The organism is bacterium (assembly GCA_020444065.1).
Classification (GTDB): Bacteria; Sumerlaeota; Sumerlaeia; order SLMS01; family JAHLLQ01; genus JAHLLQ01.
The window spans coordinates 100,260-125,313 of record JAHLLQ010000005.1 but is presented as its reverse complement, the minus strand read 5'-3'; the positions used below and the strand labels follow the sequence as shown (position 1 = coordinate 125,313).

Here is a 25,054-nt window from a genome sequence, read left to right as displayed (position 1 = left end):
CTGGCACCCATGAGCAGCGGTTATCCAGAGAACATCATTCAGAAGGTCCTCAGCGAGCTGGAAGCGCTCGATGTGCTGGAGTTCGTCGACTACCACACCGAGTCGATCCAGCGCGGCGGTGGCGTGATTCGGTGCTACTGTCCGATCCATGGAGAACAGGTGTTCCGGACGCTGACGGTGGATGAGGGGCGCCGGGCATACCGGTGCTCTTATGCGGAATGCGACGGGTCCGGCGGCGGAGATCTGATCGACCTTGTCGCGCGATCGCGCGGCTGGGACTACGACGCGGCCCTGAAGCGCCTGGTCGATGAGTACGAGATCGATATCCTGCTGGGCGCCGAAACGGAAGACATCGATGCGATGGTCGAGGAGGCGGAGAACTTCGTCGAACTCCTATCGCTGAAAGACAAGCATCGCAGCATGTACCGCGAAGAAGCGGAAAAGAGGCTGCGGCGGATTCTGAACAGCAAGCCGCATCATCCAAAAGCGCTGCGTGTGCAAATCCGTCTGCTGGAGGAAACCGGTCGTAGCAACGAGACGGAAGAATTCAGCCTCCGCCTGATCGAGGCGGAACGCCAGGCCGGCAACACGGAGCAATTCCTGGAACTGGCGCAGGAGCAACTCGATCGCGATCCGGAGTCCGTCGCCGTACGCGAGATGATGGCGCGGCACTACCTAGCCGAAGGGCACGACGAGCGAGCCTTCGAGGAATTGATGCTGCTGGCAGATGCCGCGGAGATGGCCCAGGAGTACGAGCGTGCTCTTGAAGCCTATCGCCACGTGGAAACCATTGCGCCCGAAGGCGTCGAGGTCCGCCCGATCATCACTCAGTTGCTGATCACGCTCGGACGGCCCGATGAAGCCGTCGCGGATTTGCGCGCGGTCGCGAAGAAGCAGATTGTCGACGCAGAATTGGTCGCCGCCGCCGAAACACTCGATGCGATTCTGGCGATCCAGCCACAGAACGATCAGGTTGCGTTGGACATGATCGATCTGTTTATCCAGCGCGGTCTGCCGCACGAGGACTTCACACGAGCCGTCGAGTTGATCGACGAATTGATGGGACGCGAGGCGTTCGAGGAAGCGGTCGAGGGCCTGCAAAGCCTGGCGAATGTGCAATCGGACAGTTCAGCGCTGATCGAGCGACTGATCACGGCACATCGCCAGATCGGCAATCACGACATGGTCGCCGATCTCCAATACAAACTGATCAACCTCTATCGCGAAGCGGATGACTTCATGTCTGCTCGTTTCCTGCTCGATGAGATTCTCGAGTCGTTCCCTGAGGATCTGAAGGCCCTGCGGACGTACGCCGACATCGCACTGGAAGAGGAAGATTCGGCCGAAGCGATCGAACGCCTGCGCACGATCGCAAACGTCTACGAAAGAGCGGAGGAATTAGAGCAGGCGCTTGAGTTGTACCGCGAGATGCAGATCATCGACGAGCAGGACCTCGGCGTGCGCGAAGACTTGCGGGTTCTGCTTGAACGAACAGGACATCCCGACGAGGCGCTGGAAGTGATCACCGGCACGTGCGCGATTCTGAAGGAACGTGGCAATGTACCGGCGTTGGTCAAGAACATCGAGCACGCGTTCGAGATCGAGCCGGACAACCCGCACCTGATGATGGACCACGCAGAGGCGCTCGACCATCTCGGCAAGTGGGGCGAAGCCTACATCGAACGCATCAAGGCGTGCGAACTGCTGATTGAACGCTCCGAGTTCGGAACGGCAGAGAAGCACCTTCGCTTCATTCTTGAACTGGACGACCATCGGACACGAGCGATCGAGTTACTGGCCGAAACGCTCAATCGCCAGGGACGCAAGGATGAAGCTCGCCAGCTTCTGGGGAATCTTGCCGCGGTTCTGCACGATACGGAAGATTACGATAAGTGCCGCGAAGTGCTCGGGAATCTTCTCGACGAAAATCCGAACGATCTCGGCGCACTGGACCTGTTGCGCGATTGTTGCGAAGCGCTCGAAGACGAGGAAGGCCTGATCGATGCGCGGCTGCGGCGCATGCAGTTCTACAAGCTCCGTCGCGACTACGACAACGCGATCAAGGAAGGCCTTGTACTCCTGGAGCGCCGTCCCGCCAATGCGTCGGCGCGCCGTGAGCTGATCGAGCTCTACACAATCAACGAGCAGCATGATCGGGCACGCGAGGAAAGCTGGAAGCTCGCCGACCTGCTGCACGAAGGCCGCGATCTGCAGGGCGAGCGCGAGGTTCTCGAAGAGCTCATCCGGCGTCAGAGCGATGACTTCGAGGCAATCGAGCGACTTCTGCATCTCCTGCAGGAAGCGAACGAACAGCGCGAGTTGCAGATTCGGCTGGATGAGTACATTGAGTCCTGTCGCGAGGCCGAAGTGGTTGAACGCGCCGTCGAGACGCTGCGCGGATTAACCGAAAAGGACCTGATGAACGCTGGGCTTCATCACAAGTTGATCGGCCTGTTCGAATCCATCGGCCAGGCCGATGAACAGGTCGACCAGATGCGCACGCTGATCGCGATCCACGAGCAGAATGGCCAGGAAGAAGAAGCGATCACGCTGCTGCAGAAGTTGGTGGAGATTCGATCCAACGATGCAGACTCGCGCAGGCGATTGATCGAGGCGCTGCGCAAGAACGATCGCACGGAGGAAGCCCTAGAGGAGTTGCTGACGCTTGGCGAAACGCACGCCGACGCCCAACGCTACGACGAAGCGGAAGAGGTCTACAAAGAAGCGCTCGAATTGGACGCCGAGCACGTTGGGACTTACAGCGGTCTCGTGAAGTTGGAACTGGCTCGCGAACAGCCTATGGAGGCGATCGCGCATCTGCGGCAGTTGGCAGCCGTCCAGGCGCGCAAGGGCGAATTCGACGATTCACTGACGACTCTTTATGAAGCCCTTGAAATCGACGAGAACGACACAGGCGTTCGTCGCCAGATCGTTGATGTTTGCCTGCACGAAGATCATCAGGACGTCGAGATGGCGCTCGATGAGCTGGATGCGATGGCGCGCGCCTACAAGTCTAAGGGCAATACAGACGAAAGCCTGTCGGCGCGCCGAGAAGCGATCGAACTCACACCCGGCGACACGAAGTTGCGTCGCATCCTGATCAGTGAACTGCAGGAAGCCGATCGGACACAGGATGCTGTCGCGGAGTTAATGCTTCTGGCCGAGCGTCTCCGTGAAACGGAAGGCGCAGAAGAGTCGCTCGGCGTCTTGGACGAAGTGGTCGAGCTCGATGCCGACCATGTCGAAGCGCGTACGCTGCGGGCGCAGCTCTTCGAGGAGTCCGGCGACGAGAAGAAGGCGCTGACAGAGTGGCGTGCGCTGGCTCCATTGCTGAAGACAGCGCAGAGCCGCGGCCCTTCGTCGCCTGAAGTGGAAACGACCCAACTGAACGTCCTGCCGGAATACGACTTCGATCGCTTCGTTGTCAGCGATCGCAACCGTTTCGCATGGGCCACGTCCATCGCGGTGGCGAAAGAGCCGGGACACACGCCGCACAATCCGCTGTTCCTTCACAGCGATGTCGGCCTCGGCAAGACACACATCCTGCACGCCGTCGCGAACTACATTTTCGAGAACCACCCGAAGCTGAAGGTGATTTATACAAACTCGGAGGACTTCACATCCGAACTGATCGACGCCATCCAGAACAACACCGTGATCAAGTTCCGCCAGCGGCACAAGAGTACCGATGTGCTGCTGCTGGATGACGTGCAATTCCTGGCCGGTAAAGAACGCGCGCAGGAGGAATTCTTCCACATCTTCAACACGTTGTACCAATCGAAGAAACAGATTATTGTCACCTCCGATCGTCCGCCAAAGGAAATTGCCCATCTGGAGAAGCGCCTGAAGTCACGTTTCGGTGCCGGCGTCATCGTGGATATTCAATCGCCCGATCGCGAAACCCGCATGGCGATTCTGCGCCAACTTTCAAAGGAGCATCCCGATCGCGAGATTCCCGAGGATGCCCTGGAAGTCATTGCAGAACACGTCGACTCCAATGTTCGCGAAATGAAAGGTGCGTTCCACCAGCTCCTGCTGCAAAACGAGATCGGCGAAGAACCGCTGAATGCCGAAACCGCCCGCAATGTCGTCGAGAAATTCTCCTCCTCTTCAACGACGGAATGACAACGCTTGTTCCCATAGTGCTTCTCGGACAGTTCTCGTTGAACGATCCGAACGATCAGTACTTCCTGAAATGGGGAGCCGCCTTCGTCGTAGGCATTATCATTCTGATGTTCGTTCAACACTTCATTCGCCAGTCCGTGCAGAAACGCAGCAGCAGTCTACGAGGCGAGGAGGAGCGATTGGATGAGTTGAGCCAGTTGAAGAAGCGCGGCTTGCTCTCCGAAGAAGAGATGAAGCGTGTTCGCGAGGCGATGGCCCGCAAGTTTGTCGAGCGCCAGGCGGAGGCATCGAAACCCGCAGAAACCGGCAAGGGATTCTCTGCGCTTGAAGCGCTCGCAATGGAAGCAGAGCGTGCGGAATCCGATCTCGTCGCCAAGAAGAGCGAACCGAAGATACCGGAGTCTCCCCCGCCTGATGCACCCGGCGAACCGCCCCCGCCTTCCCGTCCCCGCCTTCCGGAGCGCTTGGAGAGCCTCCTCAAGAAGACTGAAACCGACTGGGAAGACATGCGGAACGCCGGTTTCCTGAGCGATGACGACGTGGAGCTTCTCCGCGCGGCACGCGCAGCGGAGGTGGGCCAGTGAGACTCCTCGTCCTTCCTTTTCTTATTCTTCTATTTTGCGTGTCCGCATTCGCCCAGACGAATCTCGGTGAAGCGGTAACGACGGATGACGGCGTCACACAGGCGGCGCTCCGTGCGGCCGTGCTGGGCGATGCGGATCAACTGACAACGTTGGCGCGATTGCGAGAGCGATTCGAGCACGACACGCCGGGTGCGGCAAAGTTGAGCGAGAATGTTGCGGCCCTCGCGGCAGCAACGAAGCGCCCGATGATGACACGCAAGGAAGCTCGCTCGATTCTGAAGGACTTCGATTCCGACGCTGAAGTCGAAACGGTGATGCGCTTGCTGATTCGACAGGAACCGCGTGAGCGCTACTATCAGGCGCGCGCGGATCGTCGCTACGAGTCGTGGCGTCGTGTCTTCAATTCTATGGTCAATGCCGCCAATGGGGTTCTCACGCTGCAATTCTTTCGCCTGCTGCAACCGCCGCTGGATCTGACGGAGTACATGCTGGTCGGGCGAAAGTACCTGACGCCAGAACAGCGCAAGGAGCTTTGGACGGCCCGCAAAGTCGCGGAAGATCCCCTGCTGGAAAAGAAACCGTTCGCGCCGATTGCGACGGCGGAGAAACTGGCTCCAAGGCGAAGGGCTCTGGCCGCACTTCAGGCTCAGGAGAATGCAGAGCGCGCCCGCGAGCAGAATCGCCTCGAGGCATCGGCCTGGTGGTACGAGCGAGAAGTGATGCTGACGGGCACTCGGGAACCGTTTCGAGAGGAACATCGCGAGGTCCTGCGCGAGTTGGCTGCTCGCCAGGCGCGCAAGAACCAGGCGGTGTCCGTCGTCGATGGAGACGCAGCGTTGCGCGAGCCAGCGCACTTTCAGGCCTATTCGGAGTTGCTTCGCGCGTTCGTCCTCGATCCGGCCGCGGCGGATTTGCCAGAGCGAATCGATAAGTTCCTGGCGAACTATCCGATCTCTGCCGCGGCGGATGATGTGCGTGCAGCCGAAGCGGCAAACTACAGCCAACGCGGCCAACGCAGCATTGCTCGTATCAGTCTGGAGCATTTGGCACGCAAAAGCACCGGCCCATGGGTCGATCGCGCAACGCAGTATGCCTCGCGGGCCGATTTCGATCCGGAAGTCGCCTTTGAGCAGGCGATGGATGCCATCGCCGATCGGCGCTGGGAGTATCTCCTCTATGGCGAAGACCCGAGCATCCTGACGGCATCGCTTTCGCCCGAGCAGGCCCGCATCGAGGAAGCGAACTGGATTCGCGCCGCACGTTCGTTGTTCGTCTTCGATGTGATTTCACGAACAATCACGCTGCCGCTGTTGCCGGCATTCCCCAAGGACGAGTTGTTCGAAGCGGCAGAGACGGCGCCGGAGGAATTCTACGAAACCGATGCAGGGCAAGATTGGCTGGCGCGAGTCGCGAAGGCCTATGCAAGTCGCAAGCGCTTCGGCCAATCGGCAGAGGCATGGGATCGCCTGGGCGAAACAGCGAAGGCATTGAAGATGCGCCACAAGGCAGCACGGACATTGGAACGCCAGGCCGATCGTACGCCGTCAGCGCGCGCTCAATCGATCTTGTACAAACGAATCCTCGATGGATATCCAACGTACGGGCGCCGCGAGAAAGTCGAGAAGAAGCTGGAGAAGGCACGCGACAATATGTCGTTACTTGCCACGATATCGCCGAAAGAACTGAAAGCGTGGCCGGAGCTTTGGCGCGGCCAGGGCCTGTTCCTGGATCCCCGTTTGCTCGATGGCCGCAAGGGCAACGGCGAGATCGCGAAGCCGGGCGTCGAGTTGCTGACCGGCGAACGAATGGCATATCGTGACGCGGCAACGGGCGATCGCTTGATCGTACCGCTGGAACCCGGCGCAATGCAGCGCACGATGCAGTGGCTCTATCCTCTGCGGCACTCGACGGCAGTGCTGGAGAAACTCGACGAACCGCTGCCGCGAAAACGCATTCCCATCGGCATCGAAGGGAGTCTGCTGCCCGGATTCGATGTCGCACCGGTTCTGATCCCGCTCGATCCTGATCAACGAGAACGGCGCCTCTACGAATGACCGGCAAGTCGCCAGTGCAACGCCGAAAGGGACCAGGCTTCTTCCGGCGCCTGGTACGGAGATTCACGCGCATCGTCCTGTGGTCGATCGTTGCCATTGTCCTCTGGGCATTGGCCACGGGAATCACGTTGCTGCTGGGCGCGGGGGTTTATGCCGCAAAGGGAAGACCTGGCTCCTATGCGGACCGTCAGGTCATGAACGAATTCGTGAGAGCCATCTACATTGGACCGACAATGGTGTCGGGCCAAACAGTATCTTTCGCGGGCCTGCGGGCCGGCACGAACGAGAAGGATGTCATCTCCCAGGCGCGCGACTGGAAGTCGCCACGCCCCGCGGAGGTCGTCCATGAGCAATCGGGCCTTGGCGGAGTGTACCAGACAGATGACGACGGCAACGTGACTCGGATCTACCTGATCAGGCGAAATCTGCCCAACGACGCGCAAACAAGACTGATGGGGCGCGTGAGAGGTACATGGCGAACGCCATCTGCGAGTGTCACTTCGTCGAACACGGGCAGCCAGATAAACGATGTCTTCATTTGGCGATCGAGCCGTCACATCATGATCATCGAGGCCAAGCCGGTTGACCGGTTGCACTTCGATTTGTTCGTCACAATCATGACCTCGCACGATCCGATGTACAAAGCGCTTTGGGACACAGGCGGATTGAGTCCGGTGCATCGGCACGCGAAGAAAATCAGGGAGAGCCTCGCGAAATAGAATCGACCCGGAGCGCTCTTCCGCTCCGGGCCGTTGATTCATTTCACTCGTAAATCGCCCAGTCATCGATGCCCGTGTTGGGCAAGTAGCTGAGTCCTTGCGTGTATCCATCGCCGAAGTTAATCCAGCCGGAATTCTCCGACCAGGCGAAGCCACTGAACTCGCCGGTTCCCATGTCGATCGAAACCTGCGAGGCACCGACCGAAGTCGTATCGAAGTTGATCCAGCCGATGTTTTCTCCCCAGGCGTATCCGGAAAGGTCGCCGCTGGGATCGACGTTCACGCCGTGATCGGTGCCGACGTTGGTGTACGTCGTTCCGTTATCCGGTCCGTCACCGAACCAGATCCAACCGGCGTTTTCTCCATATGCATGGCCGCTCAGGTGATCGGCCGTCACAACAACGCCGTATTGAGCCGACGGATAGAGCGTGATCCAGCCGAGGTTCTCGCTCCACGCGAAGGAGTGGCTCGGATCGATGTTGGACTGAGCCAACGCTCCGCCGGCAAGAAGCGCGAGCAGTCCGACTGCGGCGCAAGTTCTGCCTTTCATGGCCGACTCCTTTCTTAATGCGTGATCAAGTCGAATGGATTGGAGGCAGCATCGATCGTCGTGCTGCCGCTCGAATTGCCGGAGACGCCGGCATCTTCAAACAACGGATTCTCACCGCCCGTGCTGCTTCCCTCGTAAACCGGATTGCCGTTCGAGCGAAGCGACACACCGCGGTCGTTGCTGCTCGTCATATTGCCGCGAACGCGATTCCCTGTGCCGACGACATCGATGCCGGAGGCTGTGGCTCCAGCGTTCTGGTGGCCAGACACGACGTTCTCGCAAACGTCCATGCCGCTGCCTTCGACGACGATTCCGCTGTCGCCATTGCTGGAAACGACGCAGGAGCTGATGCGCCCACCGCCCGTGCGACTGCGAATGCCCCGAAGGTCGTTGTCGCTGAACACACAAGACGAGATCATGGAGGAATCGGAAGTGAGATCCGCTCCGTCGCCGCCGTTTCCGACGCATCGCACGTCATTCAGCACGGTGACCGGACTGACGACAACAAGGCCAGGGCTCGTGTTTCCATCAAAGCCGCTGCCACCGGCGACGAAGTGATTCGTTGTGCCGCAAACCATGCCGCCACCGCCGTTGCCGCTGGAACGCGAACTCGTGACCGAGGCCGTTTCAGACACGCAGCTCGCACCAACGCCGCCATTGTCGCGAAGGCTGGAACTGCTGAGTAAGAGCGATGATGGGCAGGCGGGACCGCCGCCGTAGCTCGCATTCAAGGCAACGCCATCTCCATCGCAACGACTGACAACGCAGCGGTCCAGGGAGAGGCGAAGATCCGATGCGTTCTGGCCGGCGGCGAGTTGCACGCCATCCGCGCCGCAGCGGGAGAACTCCGTTTCGCTGAACGACCATTCCACGGTTGCGCTGGCACTGGGGCAAACGGCGCCACCGCCACCATTGGAACTGAAGAAGCTGCGCTTCGAGTCGGCCTTAGACAGGCCGGAGCTGTAAGATGTTGTCGAAACGGAAAGGCCTGCGCCGTCATTCTCGGACACGACACAACGATCGAAGGAAACGACTGCGTTTCCGCTCATTCGCAGTCCGTTGCCGGTGTTGCGGACCAGGCGGCAACTGCTCAGATCAAGTGTCTCGACGCCGAACGGATCGAGACCGGGATCGAGGAATGGCTCTGCGACTTCAAGCAGGATGCCGTCGCCACTGTTGTCGCCGACATCGACAGCCGAGGTCGTATTGCTGCGAGATGAATTATAGTCTTGGGCTTTGGTCGCGGAACCTGAAGATGAAATCCAAATGCCATGACTGCCGTTCCGGCTGCTGGAACCGCCATCCATGCGCAGTGCCGCCTCGGAAACGCGAACGCCTTCCTGGCCATTCTTGTCAGCTTCACAGCGCAGCAAACTGACGGAAACGTCGTCGAGCGGTTCGCAGACGGTGCGGAAGCCCGCCCCGACATTTCCGGAGGAGACGCAACCGTCGAAGCTCAACGCCACACTGACACCTTCGACGGTTTCGACCGACCAGCCGTCGCCACCATTGTCGATACTGCTGCTGTTATTGCTTCGCGAGGAGTTATAATCCTGCGCGCGCGCCGGCGTCGAATCGTAGAACATGTACACGCCGTGGCTGGCGTTTCCACTCGAGACGCAACGTTCCAGAGTCAGTTCTGGGCCGTTGGAACTGCTGATGCCCGAGAAGCCATTGCCCGTTGAGCGAACGCCCTCGAGATAGACGGCCCCGCCACCGCAGGAGCCGCTGGGGCAGCCGACCGACACGCCGTTCCTTGCACAGGAGGACACCGAGGAGTCGTAGACACCACCGGAACTGATCGAGATCCCGTTGCCTTTGCAGGATGAAACGCTGACGTCGTGAACATACAGGGCGCCGAGCGTATCGGACGCACCATCGATTCCATCGCCATCCCAACGCGTCAGGGTCCCCCCTCTCACGGTGACATTGCCGCCGGAGGAGATGTTCACGGCATCAAGGCTTCCCGCGCCGCCAGTCAGGGTGAAACCGCCGAGATCCAGCACAACGTTCGATGCGCTGATTGTAATTCCGTTTTGACCGGACGTTCCAGTCAGATTGCCGCAGACTTCGTAGCGGCCAGATTCCGTGATGCTGTAGGGTAACGAAGAGATGCAGCGTGAAGGACTGACCTCGTCGAGACGTTTCATCGTGGGCGCGGGCGCGCCAGCCGGCGGATATAAATCGCCTGCAGCGCAAGGAACCGCGATAACCATGGAAAGAAGCGCAGGACCGACGGCGGCCCGCAGTACTCGTGGTAGGACGAACATGAATTGCTCCTTGGGAGTGTGTCATTTCAGGCCGTTCGACCTGAGCCGGATTCGCGCGCCACAATGCACGGCGGTCATCGCGAATGCCTCCCAAGGCACCGGAAAACCAAACCCCACCTATTGATCGTAGGTTCGAAGTATGCGGCCGGCGAATCCGGAATGGCAACCTAATCCTCGGGGCAATGTCGGTTTGCTTTGTGAAGAAAAGCACAAGCGCCATCTCTCCCATTGCAGAACGGGTGTGCAATCGGGGTAGGTTCCGACCGCGATGCGACGCGAATTCGAGGAGGAGCCATGAAGCCAACGGAATCCGAAGCCCGCGAGTTGCTCGAAGCGATCGAGGCAATGTGCCGCCGTGCCGGAGCGATTCAGATGAAACACTTCAGGCAGTTGGACGGTTACGAGAAGAAGGGCGCGATCGATTTGCTGACGATTGCCGACAAGGAATCGGAGGCAGCAATCGCAGAGGAAATCCAACAACGCTTTCCCAATCACGCTCTGCTGGCAGAAGAGGGCGGCACGTCAGGAGCCGCAAACTCGGACTACCTGTGGGTTGTGGATCCGCTCGATGGAACAACAAACTACGCGCATGGGATGCCGATCTTCGCAGTCAGCATCGCGCTGCAGTTCGAAGGCGGAACGATTGCGGGCGGCGTGTTCGCGCCGGCGCTGGGCGATCTGTACCTGGCCGCGCGAGGTCATGGCGCAACGCGCAATGGCAAACCGATTCACGTCTCGAAAGTCGATCAACTCGACGATGCGCTCCTCGTCACGGGCTTTCCGTACGATCGTCGCAAGCATCTCGATTGGCTGATGGGGACGATGGGCAGTTTCCTGCAGCAGTCGCAGGGAATGCTGCGTCTCGGTGCCGCGGCGCTTGACCTGGCAGCGGTTGCGTCAGGCCAACTGGAAGGTTTCTACGAGAAGGGTCTGCACCCTTGGGACATGGCGGCCGGTGCTCTCATGGTCGAAGAAGCCGGCGGCCGCATGAGCGATTTCGAAGGCGGCCCGTTCGATATTCACTGCAAACGGATGCTCGCCAGCAACGGCCGCGTGCACGATGCGATGATGCGCGTTCTGGCGGAGCGGACTCTGGACGATTAGGCGGTAAGTTCCGAGTGCCCAGTGAAACTCTGCTACTCCGCCAGCACTTCGGCCAGGCGCGGCAGCTTCTTCATCAGTTTAGCGAACTGCTCTGGCCAGAGCGACTGCGCGCCATCGGACATGGCGCTTGGCGGATTGTTGTGAACCTCGATGATCAGTCCCCGCGCGCCGACGGCGACGGCGCCGAAGCTGAGTGCATCGACCATATCGCGATTGCCCGCGCCGTGGCTGGGATCAACGAAAACCGGCAGGTGCGTGATGCGCTGCACAAACGGCACAACGCTGAGATCGAGCGTGTTCCGCAGGTGATCGGCGAAGGTGCGCACGCCGCGCTCGCACAGGATCACGCGGCGGTTGCCCTCCGACATGATGTACTCCGCGGCCATCAGCCACTCTTCGTAGGTTGCCGACATTCCGCGCTTCAATAGCACGGGAATCTTCGCGCGACCGGCCCTGCGCAGCAGCGTGTAGTTCTGCATGTTGCGCGTGCCGATTTGGATCATGTCGGCGTATTCCTCGACAACGTCGCAGACTTCGTGATCGATCGCCTCGGTGACGATCGGCATGCCCGTTTCTTCGCGAACGCGCGCGAGGATCTTCAGTCCCTCTTCGCCGAGCCCTTGGAACGAGTACGGCGATGTGCGCGGCTTGAACGCGCCGCCACGCAGCATGTGTGCGCCGGCGGCCTTCACGGCTTTGGCCGTTTCCAGTGTCTGCTCATAACTCTCGACAGAACAAGGCCCGGCGATCACCGTCAGGTTCTTGCCGCCAACGGGAACGCCGCTGACATCGAATTCCGAGTCGTCCCGGTGCGTCTCGCGGCTGACGAGCTTGAACGGCTTCGAGACGCGAATCGACTCCATGACGCCGGGCATACCAGCAAAGATCGTTGGATCGACGGCCCCGGTGTTCTGGAGAACGCAAACGCTAGTGCGCTGCCCGCCGGGAATCGGCTCGGCTTTCATGCCGAGTCTTTCTATCTTTTCGACGACTGCCTGGATCTGTTCCGGCGTCGCGCTCTTGTCCATCACGACGAGCATCTGACTGCGTCCCTCTTTTCTTGATTACATCCGCATGGCGGCGGAGCTGTATTCGAGCTCCAGTTCCTGCACGATTTCCTGTACCTTTGCAGGCAGCTCATCGAGGGCTATTTCCTTCGGGAAGTCCCGCTCCTCAACGAGCCGATACTTCATCTCGGCAACACCCTTTGCGAGGTTGCGTCGCGAGAGAATGATCCGAATGGGCGCACCAATCAGGTCCGCATCGGCAAACATGAAGCCGGCGCCGACCTGGCGCTTGTCGAGCAACGGATCGAGCCCCAACGCGCGCAGTTCGTCGTAAATCTCGACGCCGCGTGCCGCGATTTCTTCGTCCTTCGCCTGCAAACAGCAAACCTGCACGCGGAACGGCGCGATCGAGATCGGCCAGATCGGCCCGTTGTCGTCGCGGCTTTCTTCCGCCACGCTGGCAAACGTCCGGCCGACGCCGATTCCGTAGCAGCCCATGATCGGGTACTTCAGCGAGCCGTCTTCTTCGTGGTACTGAAAGGTCATCGCATGGCTGTACTTCGTGCCGAGCTGGAAGATGTTTCCAACCTCGATACCACGCGTCACATTCAAGGGCTCTCCGCAAACGCGGCAGGCTTCGCCTTCGCGCACGTCGGTAATATCCGACGTCGGTGTGCCTTCGGGCAAGTCGCGCCGGAAATTGAATCCCGTGGTGTGGTAGTCCGTTTCGTTCGCACCGATGATCAGGTTGGGCGAATGCGCCACCGACTCATCGAAGACAACAACCGCGTTATCGACCTTCAGACCAAGCGGACCGACAAACCCGGCCACCGTGCCGTACTGCTCGAACTCTTCGTCATGCATCGGGCGAAGATCACCGAAGCCGCTCGCTTTGCGCAGCTTGGGCAGATTCACTTCCATGTCACCGCGCACGAATGCGAACACGGCTTTCTCCTCGTTGCCGACGAACGCGACGCACTTGCAGGCGTGCAGTTCATCTTTGCCGAGGAACCCGGTCACTTCTTCGATCGTCTTCTGCGCCGGCGTGTGAACCTTATTGAGCTCTTCCAGCTCTTCGTTGAACTCGAACTTGCGATTGCTCACGGCCACTTCACGATTCGCGCGATAGCCACACTTCGGGCAGAGGATCAACGTGTCCTCACCGACGGGCGTAACGAGCATAAACTCGTGCGCGACGTTACCGCCCATCATTCCACTGTCGGATTCGATATCGACGAAGTTCCGCAGACCACACCGGCGGAAGATGCGCGTGTAAGCCGCGTGGGCTTCCTGGTAGTACTCCGCCAGATCCTCCTGCGTGCGATGGAAGGAATACGCGTCCTTCATCACGAATTCGCGCACGCGGATCAGGCCGCCGCGGCTGCGCGCCTCGTCGCGATATTTCGTCTGAATTTGGTACAGCATGAACGGGAAGTGGCGATAGCTGTCGACCTGCGAGCGCGCGACTTCGACAACGACTTCCTCGTGCGTCATGTTCAGCACGCACGGATGGCCGGTGCGATCCTCGAAACGGAGCAACTCGGGTCCGACGGTCTCGTAGCGGCCGGACTCGAGCCACAGGTCCGCCGGCGAGACGACAGGCATCTGGATTTCCTGCCCTCCGATGAAGTTCATCTCCTCTCGGATGATCGCCTCCACCTTCTGGGCGATCCGGAATCCGAGCGGCAGGAGGGCAAAGATGCCCTGGCCGATCTGGCGAATGTAACCGCCACGCAAGAGCATCGTGTGCCCCGGCGTCATGGCGTCCTTCGGCGCGTCTGCGAGCCGTTTCCCGACCAACTGTTCGATGTACAAGGCAAGCGCTCCTTCAGCGAAATTAGCATCGGGAGCGTGCCGAAGCGGCCGCGGGGATGTCAAAGGCTTTGGTGGCGGCGGCCAGCGAGGGGCCTGACTGGGTGGCCGATTCTTCTAGCGCACGGTCCAGCCCGCATAGGGACCGGCCGGAGGCCCTCCCCCGCTCTGGTGCCAGAATCCGCCGCACAACTCGTAGCCCCCACTCGTCATGGGGCCGGAGGCTTCCACCTGGCCGGTGGTCGCGCCGAGAGTGAACTCAGCGCCAGTGCTGATCGTAGTCCCACCATTTGCGATGGCGAAGTGCGTCACCTCGTAACTCGCCCGGTGCCACGATGCCGCCGCAAGTGCCGCGAGAATGAGAAACCCGATCAGGATGCCGATTCGTCGTTTCATCGTTCGATCTCCAGCAACAACTCGGTCTCAGAGATTGCCGTTCCGACTTTCCAGATGGAGGGATCGCTCGTCAGAGAACCATAATGGGTCGTGTAGTACACTGTGCCGGGAACGAGGCCGCTATGCACGTCGGATACGCCTTGAATGATGGCGGACACCGGCTGGTCCACTTCTCCACTCTCAGCCGCGATCCCAATGGGTGTGGGGAAGCCCACCAAAGAGGCATAGGAGTCTGGGGTGCCTGCCGTGCTCATCAGGAAATCCTGGGCTCCCAGTCCAACAAGTGAGAAGTAGGAACATCCTGTGATGATGATCTGGGTGGAGTACCCCAACCGAATTCCTGAATCCAATACCTTCCCGAAGTAGAGATTGGGCACCATTCCGGAGAGCCAGAGCATCCCAAACTCACCCCCTGGCTGCACGGCAAGCCCCCAGCACTTCAGGTTCACGGTCTCGACGTCCTGAATCGAGATTCCCGCTTCATTCGCACGAACTTGAATCAGATGGGAGCGCGCTGTGGCGGCATTGTAACGTTGCGCCACGAGGGCCTCGTCGCCGGAAAGCCGCTGGACCCAGGTGGCCGCCGGAGGATCCGATGAAACCGTCCGGGTAGCCTGCACCGTCGCAGTCAAATTCGTGCGATCCAGAGAGAGCAATGCGACGTCCTGGCGAGCAGAGTCAGCCCCGTAGCTCACAAGAAAGCGTGAATTCGTCAGCCACATTCCGCTCAAGGCAGCCGCCGGAACAGACGATACTTCCACCGGACTTCCAAGCGTGATCCCGAAAGTTGACGGATTCATCGTCCCGACGGACACTGTTCCATGATACGAGTTGCCGGCATCGCGTAAGAACACACAGAAGTCGTACTTCATATACCCGCCGAGCCAGAAGACCTCGTGCGTCCATCCTTGTTCTGCACTGTAAGTCACAGGGGTCCCCACTTCGATACTCGATGGATCGGACGCACCGCCGGCGATGAGCGTTCCCCGATAGAGATTGTCGGTGTCCGTGAACACGACAACGAATCGCCGATACGAAAGAGCAGCAACGCGAATGCCCTGCGCGTGGCCGGTACTGATGACCTTCGGGGTTCCGCAAACAACCGCGCCGTCCTCGACTGTCAGCACGACGACCATCGCATTGGCCTCCGCAACGGGATCGATGTATGCGTAGATGGCATGCTCGCTGTCCCAGGCATCCAAATCCGCATCGGCTGCCGCCGGGATCGAACTGCTGCTGATCAATTGGATTTGACCAGTCTGTGATCGAAGTTTCCCGTTCAAGAGCCCCACGGGAGAGCCTTCCGAAATGGTGTCACCCGCTGTGAAGGCGTGAACGATTTGGTTGCCGGGAGGGATCCACCCGTCTGCGAGCATCCCGTCCGTACCGGCCTTTGGAATGGAATCGGCCGCCGGAACCGCAGTTATGGGTTCCAGATCGCTGATGTCCGTTTTCACATGGGGGTGGGTCGCGTCTGCGAAATCGGCTGCCGCATGGCCATCGAGCGCAAGAGCATCACGCGCCATGGAAGCCAGCGGCGCCGCCATCAACTGCTGACGCGGCGAAAGCGTGTCGTAGTCTCCGCCGCTGCCCGTTGCGCGAACATGGACTTCCAACCAAGGGGGATCGCCTTCCCAGATAGAATTGGGAAAATCGATTTCCACCGTGAAGACACCATCGACAACGTTGACGTCACCGACAGCAACTTCGGTGGCAAGCGCAGTTCCCAGTGTCTCCCCATCGAATGGGGTGAATGTGAAATCAAAACTACCATTGGCCGGAGCGCTCCCATCCTTCAGGAACCCCTGATAAGTGAAAGGAGCGGCTTCGATTACCGAAACAAGCAGAATCAATAAGCATGCGAAGAGACCAGCGCACAGGCCGTGCGCCGGCCCCCGAGCGACTGAATACATGGGTCCTCTCCTCCCGAGGATAAGCTGTCAGGATTCGAGGAGAATTTACCATCATTCGCAGAAAAGGCAAGCGCATTTGCCTTTGGGCGTTTCGGAAGCGCAATCACTCTGGAAGCAAATTGCCTAGCGCATCATCCACCCGGTCCGAGAGCCGTGCGGGAGACCTCCTGCCACCGGGTGCCAGAAGCCACCGGACTGCGAGAAGTCGCCGCCGGTCATTGCGGGGCCGGCAATCAGCTGCCCCGCAGTCCCGCCAAGGGAGAAGTCTCCCCCGGCGCTGGTGGACACTCCGCCATTGGCAATCGCGAAATGCGTTTCGCTCTCGCCCGCGCGGGAATGCGAGGCGGCCGCCCACGCGCCGAGCAGGAGAACGGCTATCATGATTGCGACGCGACGTTTCATCGCTCGACCTCCATCAGGAGCTGGGTGCTGGATAGCGCCGTCCCAAGCCGGCTGACGGAGCGCTCGGGGGTGCGCGCACCGCTAGCGGTGACGTAGTATGTCTCGCCCGGGACCAAGCCGCTGAGACCGCTGGCAATGCCCTGCACAACGACGGAGACTGGCATGCCTGCCGCATTCGCAGAGTTACTGGCGACACCCAGTGGAGTGGGACGTAACCCCCACTTGATCGTCGAGGCGCTATCGTTGTAGTCTACTGCGATCATTCCATATCGACCCATCGCCACTGCCCTCCCCAGGAAGCTGCTTGTCGGCGTTCCCACGGTCCCATAGCCGACGGCGAATTCAGATCCGACGTACTTGGCAACATCGAAGATTTGCTGCTCACCGGAGTAGAGTGCGAAGAACATTTCACCACTGGGATCCAAATCGAATCCGAATGTGTTCCAACTCTTGTCGCTGAAATTCAAGGTGGTGAATGCAGAATTGTTAGTCTGGATGAGGTAAATGCGCGTCTTCGGTGTCGCATCGGTAGTTCTTGCCACAAGGACGAACTCATCGGAGCTCCGAGGTTTAACCCACGTGGCGCTTACCGGGATGTCGCCCAGATTCATGTATATCTGAGGGTATGCCGCCAGATTGTCGCGATCGAGATTCATCATATGGACCCCGATATTGCTGTTCTCTGAATAGACGATCACAAGACGCGTCGGGGTCAGCATTGTCGCCGATGCCCACGCCGTGATGGAGGGTGAATTGTATGTGTTTTTTGTCCCCAACGTGATCGCAAGACTCGATTCATCCAGCGTCCCTATGATGAGTTCGCCGAAACCATTTAATGCGTTTCGAAATGGAATACAGAACTCATTACCCCCGACCGAGAAGATACCATGGTCCGTAACGACCTCGGGATCAAATTCGACGTTGAGTCCAAATTCAATCACTCCCCCGAAGGCGCTACCGCCAACCACAGACCCTGATGACGACGAACCGGCATCGGTGTAGCTGATGACGAACCGTGAATTATCAAGAACAGCCATACGCAGATTCGTCGCAGTCTCTGTAGTGAATGCAACAGGCTCCCCGATCGTTATCCCCTCGTTATCAATCGTGACGTATGCGACTTTCCCGATGAAGTTGTCGTTGTCGTCGCGATATGCCAGCAACGCGTGTCGACTGTCGAGCGCCGCGATCGCGGTATCGATAGCAGGGGGGGATGCCGCAGTGTGGAGGATATGGTACTCGAGAACCTGGTGCACGACCTTGTCCGATAGCAAGCCAACGGGCGCATTATTGAAGACGACGTCTCCCGATGTGAAGTCGGCAACCACTTGATTTGCATTCGGGATCCAACCGGGATCCAGTTTCGCATCATCTCCGCCTTGAGGAATGGCATACGCGAATGGCGACTCCGAGATGTACGGCATGTTGGAGATGTCACCCACGGTGTGTAAATGGATGGTCGAAGCGAATTCCGACGACGCCATGCCATCGAGGGCCAACGAGTCCCTCGACAAATCGGCGATCGGGGCGGCCAGCAATTGCTGACGTGGAGACAGCGTAGTAAAGGCTCCACCGACCGAAGTCGCACGCACGGAAACCTCCAGCCATGGCGCGGCACCTTCCCAGGTCGAACGGGGGAAATCGATGGAGACCGTGAAGACACCGTTCGTAACGGGGACCGCGCTCACGAAGACCGAGGAGGCCGTCGCCGTGCCTTCTGTTTCTGCATCAAACGGTGTGAACGAGAGATCGTAGTCGCCATTGGCCGGCGATGTTCCGTCCTTCAAGTATCCCTGGTATGTGAAGGGCGCTGCGGCGACAAATGAGACAAGCGAGATCAGCAAACACAAGAGCAGGACTGAGCGCACGCGTCGCTCGGCCCGCGATGGGGTGACAAACATGGGGACCTCTCCTCCCGGAATGAATGCATTTCGGACTTGCTTTACACCCTATCAGATCGGGGAACAGAGGCAAGACGATTTGGGGGACGCAGATTCAGCGAGCGGCCAGTTCCAGGATGCTTTCGACGGGCGCGATCCCGCCCCGAGCACCAAGCCCGGTGCAGGCCAAGGCCCCCGCAGCGGCGGCAAAGCGCAGCGCGCGTTCCATCTCCCAGCCATGCACGATGGCATAGTCCATCGCCGCGTGAAATGTGTCGCCGGCGCCGGTGGAATCGATCACGTCGATGGAAAAGGCCGGCTGGAAATAGGTGCGGTCATTGTCCACCGCATGCACGCCGTTCGGTCCGAACGTGATGGCTGTCAAGGCACGGCCGTTGTGAAGCGACGGCACATCCTTCGCCGTGGCGCTGCCGCACCAGTTCGTCGCGAACTCCTCTGATGTGATCAGGTAATCGGTCAGCTCCATCAGCGTTCCTGTGACCGGGCGCACATTGTGTGCGTCGTACATGACCGGAATACCGCGGCGATTGGCTTCACGGGCGAACTCCAGGCAGGCATCTTCGTGATAGCCGTCAATGTGCAGCAGCGCCGCTCCATCGAGTGCTTCGAGGGGCGCTTGCTGTGCGGAGAGCTCAAGACCTTCGGGCTTTGTGCAGAAAATCGTGCGAGTGTGTGTCTCGCGGCATGCCACGATTGTCGCATGCCGGCTGGGAACGCCCGCGGCCGTCGCGAGATGAGTAATGTCAACACCTTCGTTGGCGAGGTCCTCGCGCAGAAGTCGCCCTGGATAATCGTCGCCCACTCGTCCGACAAGGCGCGTGCGCATCCCCCACCGCGCCAGGGCCACGATAGCGTTCGCGGCCTGGCCACCGGCGCCTTCGAAGCGTTCATGGACGCGCGCCTGCGTATTCGGAGCGGGGAAACGATCAACGACCTCGATCGCATCCCAAACGGTGTTGCCGATGGTAACGATCAACGGAGCGGGAGTTGCGGACATTCCTTACTTCTTCTTCTTTTTCTTCTTCTTGTCTTTCTTTTTGTCCTTCTTCTTCTCGATCTTCTTCTCCGCCTTCTCTTCCTTCTTTGGCTTGAACTCCTCAACGACGGGCGGAGGAGGCGTCGGGAAATCCTTTAGCGCCTCTTTGATCTCACCGTAGAAATCGCGGCCAACAACGGCGCCGAGCGTCTCAATCTCCTGGCGCAGAACTTCATACGCCGGACGCCCTCCCTCGCAGTACTCGCCGCATTGCGTGAACGGCGCATAGCCAGGGAAATCCTCGTCTCTCAGCGGATCCTTGCCCATCGTCGGCAGCCACAGGATCGTGCGATCGTTGCGCTCCAACGAGATCGGATGCAGCCAGCAACTCAGCGGCTTGTAGGCCCACGGATGCTCGCCGTGTTCCATGGCCAGCCCCTGCAGGCTGCAGCGCCCGTCCGGGTGACGGAAGATGCACCTCGTGTTCTCGAAGTGCTTCGGAAAGCCGACGTGCTCGGGGTACTCGCAAGGCGCGGATGCGGTCTTGCGCGTGTCCGTATCGATGAACACGGCATCTTCGAACGCGTTCTCGATCGTGATACCGAGCGGTTCGAAGTGCAGCGGGTGCGCGTTGACGATTGCGGTCAGGTAATGCTCCTCGTCGTCGTCCAGACAGACGCCATCGTAGCAGCACATCCCGCGACAGCCTTCGAGAGTGCAAAGACGTAGCGGCGTCGCGAAGGACTCGAAGTCAATCGGCGCGCGGCGCAGGCGTTTGCGGAAGAAGTCTCGCGTCTCCGGGATCGGATCGAGCAGTTGTTCGGGTTTCAGAGGCATGGCTTTCCTTCACCGGTCAGATTCACGGCGCAGACCACACCACGACGCACGCGGATGATGCGAGAGAAAAGAACAAGCGAAGAGTGTTTTGTGGGAAAGCAAGCGATCTACTAACAGGAGAACTTCATCCTGGCGATCTCGTGAATCTTGCCGCCTTCTCCCCTACCGACGCCGCTTCTCGATCAGCTCGCGATAGAATGCTTCCAGTCTTTCGGCCTGGACCGTCGACGAGCAGTGATCATGCACCCACTGGCGGCCGGCCTCGGCGAACTGGTGCATTTCGGCGGGATGGGCCGCGGCCCACAACAAAGCCTCCGCCAATGCATCCACGTCGTCCGTGGGCACGAGCAGTCCCGTCTCCTTGTCACGAACAATCTCCGGATTGCCGTCGGAATCGGTCGAGATCACGGGCACCTGGCACGCCAGCGATTCGCGCAGCACGCCCGACAGGCCCTCCTTTGAACGTGCGCACACAATCGAAACGTCCATCACGCGAAGCCACTCCACGACATTCGTTTGGTGGCCCAGGAAGCGGCAGTAGTTCCCGATGCCGGCCTCGTGTGCGCTGGAAGCAACGTGCTCTTCGACGCCGGTGCCGAGGAACAGCAGTCTCAGGCGATCGTTCTTGGCGATGGCCTGTGTCGCGGCTGCAATGAGCGTGTCGAAGCCCTTCTGCTTCCGCCAGGAAGACAGACTGCCGATGACGAAGTGCTCCGGGCCATAGCCGAGCTTGTGGCGACGTTCTTCATCGCGCGAACCGGCCGTGAAGTGTTCCAGATCAACGCTGCCGTAGATGGTGCGGATCTTCTCCGGAGGACGAATACCGGTCTTGTGAAGCAGCACGTCCCGCACAGCATCGGCGACGGCGGACACGCCGTCGAGGCGCTCGGACGCGAAGATCGCCTGGGCCCGCGCCGGCGGCACCTTGGTGGTACCGCGCTGGCCGACAAAGACGAATCGGGGATTTCGACGGGCGGATTTGCTGACAGCGATCAACGCCGGATCTCGATGAGCGTGAACGACGTCCGGCTTCATGCGCCGAATGATCCACGGCAGGCCGATGCGGCCGCGCAATGCGCGCAGCGGCAGCGGAATCACTTGCACGCGCGAATCAAGCGCCTCGCTCCAGGTTGCCAGCGCCTTCGCCAGTTTCTCGCGCGATGGTTCTGCGGAGGTGTTCGGAACGACTGTCACTCGATGGCCGCGTTCGGCCTGCGCGTTCGCTATGCGACACGCTTGCACCGCACCGCCCCGGAACACGCCGGCGTGACTGGTCACATGAAGTATGGTGAGTGGCTGCACCGGGTGCTTCTTTCACGCGTCGTGCTGCTGTGCGAACTCGATACCGACTACGAGCACCGCTGCGATGAGCACGAGCGAACTGCGATACTATCCTCCATTCGCCACATCCAGGGTCGCCGTCGCAATGGTTTCCGGCGGGCAGCGGTCAGTCAGTTGCCAGGTCTTATAGAGCCGCTTGCTCCAATCGTCCGTCTTGTTCTCCTCGACCAGGAACTTCAAGTACTCCCACGACATCGACTGGCTGTGCAGCGTGGCTTCGATTTTCGCGGTGCCGACGGGAACATCGAAGGTCTGCTCGTCCCAATTCTGGCCATCGGCGTACGATGCTCCCACCGGCGCGGCCAGGTGCTTGGCAAACTCGACATTATTGAACCCCTCCGGCGGGATCCGGTTGTCCTTTGCAATCATATCGTTCAGGACGAAGTGGAACGACTTGCCCGGCTCGATGCCGAACTTCGCGGCGGTCTCTTCGCTGATGCCCGGCAGGCATTCGTAGACCTTGATCACATCCGCATCGAGTAATGTCTCGACGGTGACTTCTTCCCCATTGAGCATCGCCGTCGTCTCGCCGAACCGGCCGAACTCCTCGATCACATTCCCGCCCGTGCCGAGGAAACGCACGTTCAGCCACATTCGGCGGCCCTCCGGATAGCCGGTCGGCAACTTGTGGCCCGTCTTGTTGGTGATCCGGATGACGACCTGATTGTCCACGGGGGCTTTCACTTCCAGGTCGGCCGCCGTGCGAAGGAGCTTGCGGGCGCGCTCGACGGCAGCGTCCAGCGCCTTCTTCTCCATGTTCTTGCCGCCCCACAGTTCGTAAGTCACTTCCTGGATCCAGGCGGAACTGCCCACAGGGCCGTGCATCACGAAGTGATCCCGATGCGGGCTGCCGTAGCGCGATGCCTGCCCGCCGCCCTCGACCTCGGGATAGTGGCACGATTGGCAAGTGCCGTCTTGCCCCTTCTCGGGAAAGGCACTCAGGCTCCACTCGCTGAAGGTCCGCTCAACGTGACCAAAGGCATACGGTGGCTGTGTCCTGACATCCTCGGCAAACACGGGATTCGAGACATTGTGGCAAAGACCGCAAAGATCCGAGGATGCGTGGAAATCGCTTTTTAGCGCCTTGTGAGGCATAGCGCCCTGGGCATCGCCGTAAGGCCCCCGCACGACATTCGCGGGATCGGCCACCATCATCGCGTTGCCATAGCCCGGCGGGATGCTGCTTGCCAACCCCTTGGCCTCTTCACTCATGGGATCGACGAATCGATGGCAGACATCGCAACTCACGCCGTGCATGTCCTCTTCGAGGAGAGCCGAGCCGTCTGCTGGCAGGGAGCGCCCCTCCAGCCATGCCCGCGGCGTGTGGCAGCGGAAGCAGAACTCACCGACATCGGGGATGTCCTGGTTCGCGATGGCGACCGTGGCACGGAAGATCGGATCCCGCGCCGCCTGGGCCATCATGCCGCCGGACCACGAGAAATAGGGGTCCGCTTCGCCGTTCGGGGTTCCCGAATGGCACATCTGGCACTGGGCAACCTTGGCGAATTCGATGTCGTTCTCGCCGGGCTGGCTGCCGGGCAGGAAGATCTTGCTCTCCTCCACACCGAAAGAGAGGGTTGCGAGAAGCAAAAACATGATGAGTAGGGTGGGTTTGGAATTCATAAATTCCCCTATTCCGATAATATGTGTCTTCTTTATCGGTTTTTGCGGTGCGTGGGCAAGGGGATTTGAGCGGAGATGGTCCGGGAATCCCGTGAAGGTTTTCCCTGGCGGCCCGTAGGATATGCCGGAGCGGCAATGCTCCCCAGTTCCAATGCGGAAAAACTCAATGAAGCGTCACGTTGCGATTTCGACAGTTCTCGCACTCTCGGTGCTGATGGCCCTGACGGCCTGTCGGCCTCCCAATCGCGATGGGGGCGGCAACGGGGGCGCCGGCAAGCCGGGTGGGGAGCAAGCCCAGAACGTTAAGAAGGAAAAGGTCTTCCTGGCGCCCGTGCTGGTCGATATCGCCGAGCGCGGGGAGATTCGATCCACGGTTTCGACCACCGGCGTGATCCTGCCGACCCGCAGCCAGGTGCTGCGGACCGAGGAAGCCGGCATTCTGCATTTCTCGAAGGAGTGGATTGAGGGCGACCACGTCAATCAGGACGACGTCATCGCAACGCTCGAGAGCGAGACTCTTCAAACCGAATTGTCGGTCAATAAGGCCGACGTCGCCATTCAGCAGGAGACGCTGGATATCGGCCAAAAGGCTCTCGATGCGCGCCTGCGTGAATACCGCACCCTGCAGGATCTGTATGCGCGCGGCATCGCGGCACAGAAGGACGTCGACGCCGTTCGCCTGGAATTGGAACGCGCCGTCAACAGCCAGCGCCAGAATCAGATCAACCTGCTGAAGGCCAAGAGTCGCGTCACGCAGACCGAGCGCCGCATGGATCGCCTTGAGATCCGCGCACCCTACGAAGGCCTGATCGTCTCACGGGCAACGATCCAGGGTCAGGGTAAGTTCACGCGGGGCTTCGGCGAGGAGAACGTTACCGACTACGACGGCCGTCAGGTTGCGGCGAACTTCGAAGTCTGCGGCGTGGTTGACATCTCAGAAGTCTACATGCGCTGCGACGTCACCAGCAAAGATGTCGGACGGATCGGCCCTGGGCAGGAAGCGGACGTTACGATCTACGCCCGCGACGATATGGAGCGCACCGGTGAGGTTGCGCAGATTTCAAACAGCGTCGATCCCGAGTCGCGGGCATTCCAAGTGGACGTGCGACTGGACAACCCGGACTGGCTGCTGAAGCCCGGAATGTTCGGCAAGGCCGACGTTGTAACCGAACGCCGCCGCGACACGATCGTGCTGCCGAAGTCTGTCGTCACGCGCCGCAACAATACCGATGTCGTTTTCGTCGTCGACCAGATGCCGGATACCGATTACGAGGTCGCCAAGATGGTCCCGGTCGAGCTGGGACTGGAAGGCAAGGACGACATCGAAGTGACCTTTGGCATCAAGAGCGGCGACCGCGTGATCATTCGCGGATTCGAAGTGCTGCAGGACGCCGCCCCCATTAACGCCGTCGACGTCAACGAACCGGCGGACGACTGAGC

Annotated in this window: 18 protein-coding genes; 6 read left to right on the top strand and 12 right to left on the bottom strand. The window is 60.0% G+C overall.

What is annotated here, in order from left to right:
- Positions 1 to 9 precede the first annotated feature (9 nt).
- Genes KQI84_13415 through KQI84_13400 form a run of 4 tightly spaced genes read left to right on the top strand, consistent with a single transcriptional unit; the run spans position 10 to position 7,482 of the window.
- The gene (locus KQI84_13415; GenBank protein MCB2155875.1) at positions 10 to 4,125 is read left to right on the top strand and encodes a tetratricopeptide repeat protein; all 4,116 of its coding nucleotides are present in this window, start codon (positions 10 to 12) and stop codon (positions 4,123 to 4,125) included.
- On the top strand, positions 4,122 to 4,709 hold the full coding sequence (locus KQI84_13410; protein ID MCB2155874.1) for a hypothetical protein: 588 nt from the start codon (positions 4,122 to 4,124) through the stop codon (positions 4,707 to 4,709). The genes KQI84_13415 and KQI84_13410 overlap by 4 nt, the downstream gene beginning before the upstream one ends.
- A complete protein-coding gene (locus tag KQI84_13405) occupies positions 4,706 to 6,763 on the top strand; it encodes a hypothetical protein (GenBank protein MCB2155873.1) in 2,058 nt (685 codons plus the stop codon). Before KQI84_13410 ends, KQI84_13405 begins: the two co-directional genes overlap by 4 nt.
- Positions 6,760 to 7,482 carry a hypothetical protein gene (locus KQI84_13400; protein ID MCB2155872.1) on the top strand — a complete coding sequence of 241 codons (723 nt, stop codon included), beginning with the start codon at positions 6,760 to 6,762 and terminating at the stop codon, positions 7,480 to 7,482. Before KQI84_13405 ends, KQI84_13400 begins: the two co-directional genes overlap by 4 nt.
- 43 nt (positions 7,483 to 7,525) lie before the next feature.
- On the opposite strand, the gene KQI84_13395 is transcribed toward KQI84_13400, so the two are convergent.
- The gene (locus tag KQI84_13395) at positions 7,526 to 8,032 is read right to left on the bottom strand and encodes a hypothetical protein (protein ID MCB2155871.1); all 507 of its coding nucleotides are present in this window, start codon (positions 8,030 to 8,032) and stop codon (positions 7,526 to 7,528) included.
- Between the two features lie 14 nt (positions 8,033 to 8,046).
- Complete coding sequence (locus KQI84_13390; protein ID MCB2155870.1) at positions 8,047 to 10,302, bottom strand: right-handed parallel beta-helix repeat-containing protein; 2,256 nt, start codon at positions 10,300 to 10,302, stop codon at positions 8,047 to 8,049.
- Positions 10,303 to 10,596: 294 nt separating this feature from the next.
- Between KQI84_13390 and KQI84_13385 the strand changes: the two genes are divergently transcribed.
- Positions 10,597 to 11,406 carry an inositol monophosphatase gene (locus KQI84_13385; protein MCB2155869.1) on the top strand — a complete coding sequence of 270 codons (810 nt, stop codon included), beginning with the start codon at positions 10,597 to 10,599 and terminating at the stop codon, positions 11,404 to 11,406.
- A 32-nt stretch (positions 11,407 to 11,438) separates the two neighbouring features.
- Here KQI84_13385 and aroF read toward each other — a convergent pair whose 3' ends face one another.
- The 10 genes from aroF to KQI84_13335 all read right to left on the bottom strand — a co-directional run bounded on the left by aroF (position 11,439) and on the right by KQI84_13335 (position 23,614).
- The gene (aroF, locus tag KQI84_13380) at positions 11,439 to 12,446 is read right to left on the bottom strand and encodes a 3-deoxy-7-phosphoheptulonate synthase (protein ID MCB2155868.1); all 1,008 of its coding nucleotides are present in this window, start codon (positions 12,444 to 12,446) and stop codon (positions 11,439 to 11,441) included.
- A 24-nt stretch (positions 12,447 to 12,470) separates the two neighbouring features.
- Positions 12,471 to 14,228 carry a proline--tRNA ligase gene (locus KQI84_13375; protein MCB2155867.1) on the bottom strand — a complete coding sequence of 586 codons (1,758 nt, stop codon included), beginning with the start codon at positions 14,226 to 14,228 and terminating at the stop codon, positions 12,471 to 12,473.
- Between the two features lie 114 nt (positions 14,229 to 14,342).
- On the bottom strand, positions 14,343 to 14,621 hold the full coding sequence (locus KQI84_13370) for a hypothetical protein (protein ID MCB2155866.1): 279 nt from the start codon (positions 14,619 to 14,621) through the stop codon (positions 14,343 to 14,345).
- Positions 14,618 to 16,534 carry a hypothetical protein gene (locus KQI84_13365; GenBank protein ID MCB2155865.1) on the bottom strand — a complete coding sequence of 639 codons (1,917 nt, stop codon included), beginning with the start codon at positions 16,532 to 16,534 and terminating at the stop codon, positions 14,618 to 14,620. Before KQI84_13365 ends, KQI84_13370 begins: the two co-directional genes overlap by 4 nt.
- A 123-nt stretch (positions 16,535 to 16,657) precedes the next feature.
- Complete coding sequence (locus KQI84_13360) at positions 16,658 to 16,936, bottom strand: hypothetical protein (protein ID MCB2155864.1); 279 nt, start codon at positions 16,934 to 16,936, stop codon at positions 16,658 to 16,660.
- On the bottom strand, positions 16,933 to 18,837 hold the full coding sequence (locus KQI84_13355; GenBank protein ID MCB2155863.1) for a hypothetical protein: 1,905 nt from the start codon (positions 18,835 to 18,837) through the stop codon (positions 16,933 to 16,935). The genes KQI84_13360 and KQI84_13355 overlap by 4 nt, the downstream gene beginning before the upstream one ends.
- A 94-nt stretch (positions 18,838 to 18,931) precedes the next feature.
- Positions 18,932 to 19,834, bottom strand: a complete 903-nt coding sequence (locus KQI84_13350) for a hypothetical protein (protein ID MCB2155862.1) — start codon at positions 19,832 to 19,834, stop codon at positions 18,932 to 18,934.
- A gap of 3 nt (positions 19,835 to 19,837) precedes the next feature.
- Positions 19,838 to 20,650 carry a hypothetical protein gene (locus tag KQI84_13345; protein ID MCB2155861.1) on the bottom strand — a complete coding sequence of 271 codons (813 nt, stop codon included), beginning with the start codon at positions 20,648 to 20,650 and terminating at the stop codon, positions 19,838 to 19,840.
- Between the two features lie 162 nt (positions 20,651 to 20,812).
- Positions 20,813 to 21,952, bottom strand: coding sequence for a glycosyltransferase family 4 protein (locus tag KQI84_13340; GenBank protein MCB2155860.1), 1,140 nt, complete (start codon positions 21,950 to 21,952; stop codon positions 20,813 to 20,815).
- A gap of 87 nt (positions 21,953 to 22,039) precedes the next feature.
- Positions 22,040 to 23,614: a cytochrome c family protein gene (locus tag KQI84_13335; GenBank protein MCB2155859.1), complete on the bottom strand. Its 1,575-nt coding sequence runs from the start codon at positions 23,612 to 23,614 to the stop codon at positions 22,040 to 22,042.
- Between the two features lie 166 nt (positions 23,615 to 23,780).
- On the opposite strand from KQI84_13335, the gene KQI84_13330 reads away from it, so the two are divergent.
- Positions 23,781 to 25,052, top strand: coding sequence for an efflux RND transporter periplasmic adaptor subunit (locus KQI84_13330; protein MCB2155858.1), 1,272 nt, complete (start codon positions 23,781 to 23,783; stop codon positions 25,050 to 25,052).
- Positions 25,053 to 25,054: the final 2 nt, after the last annotated feature.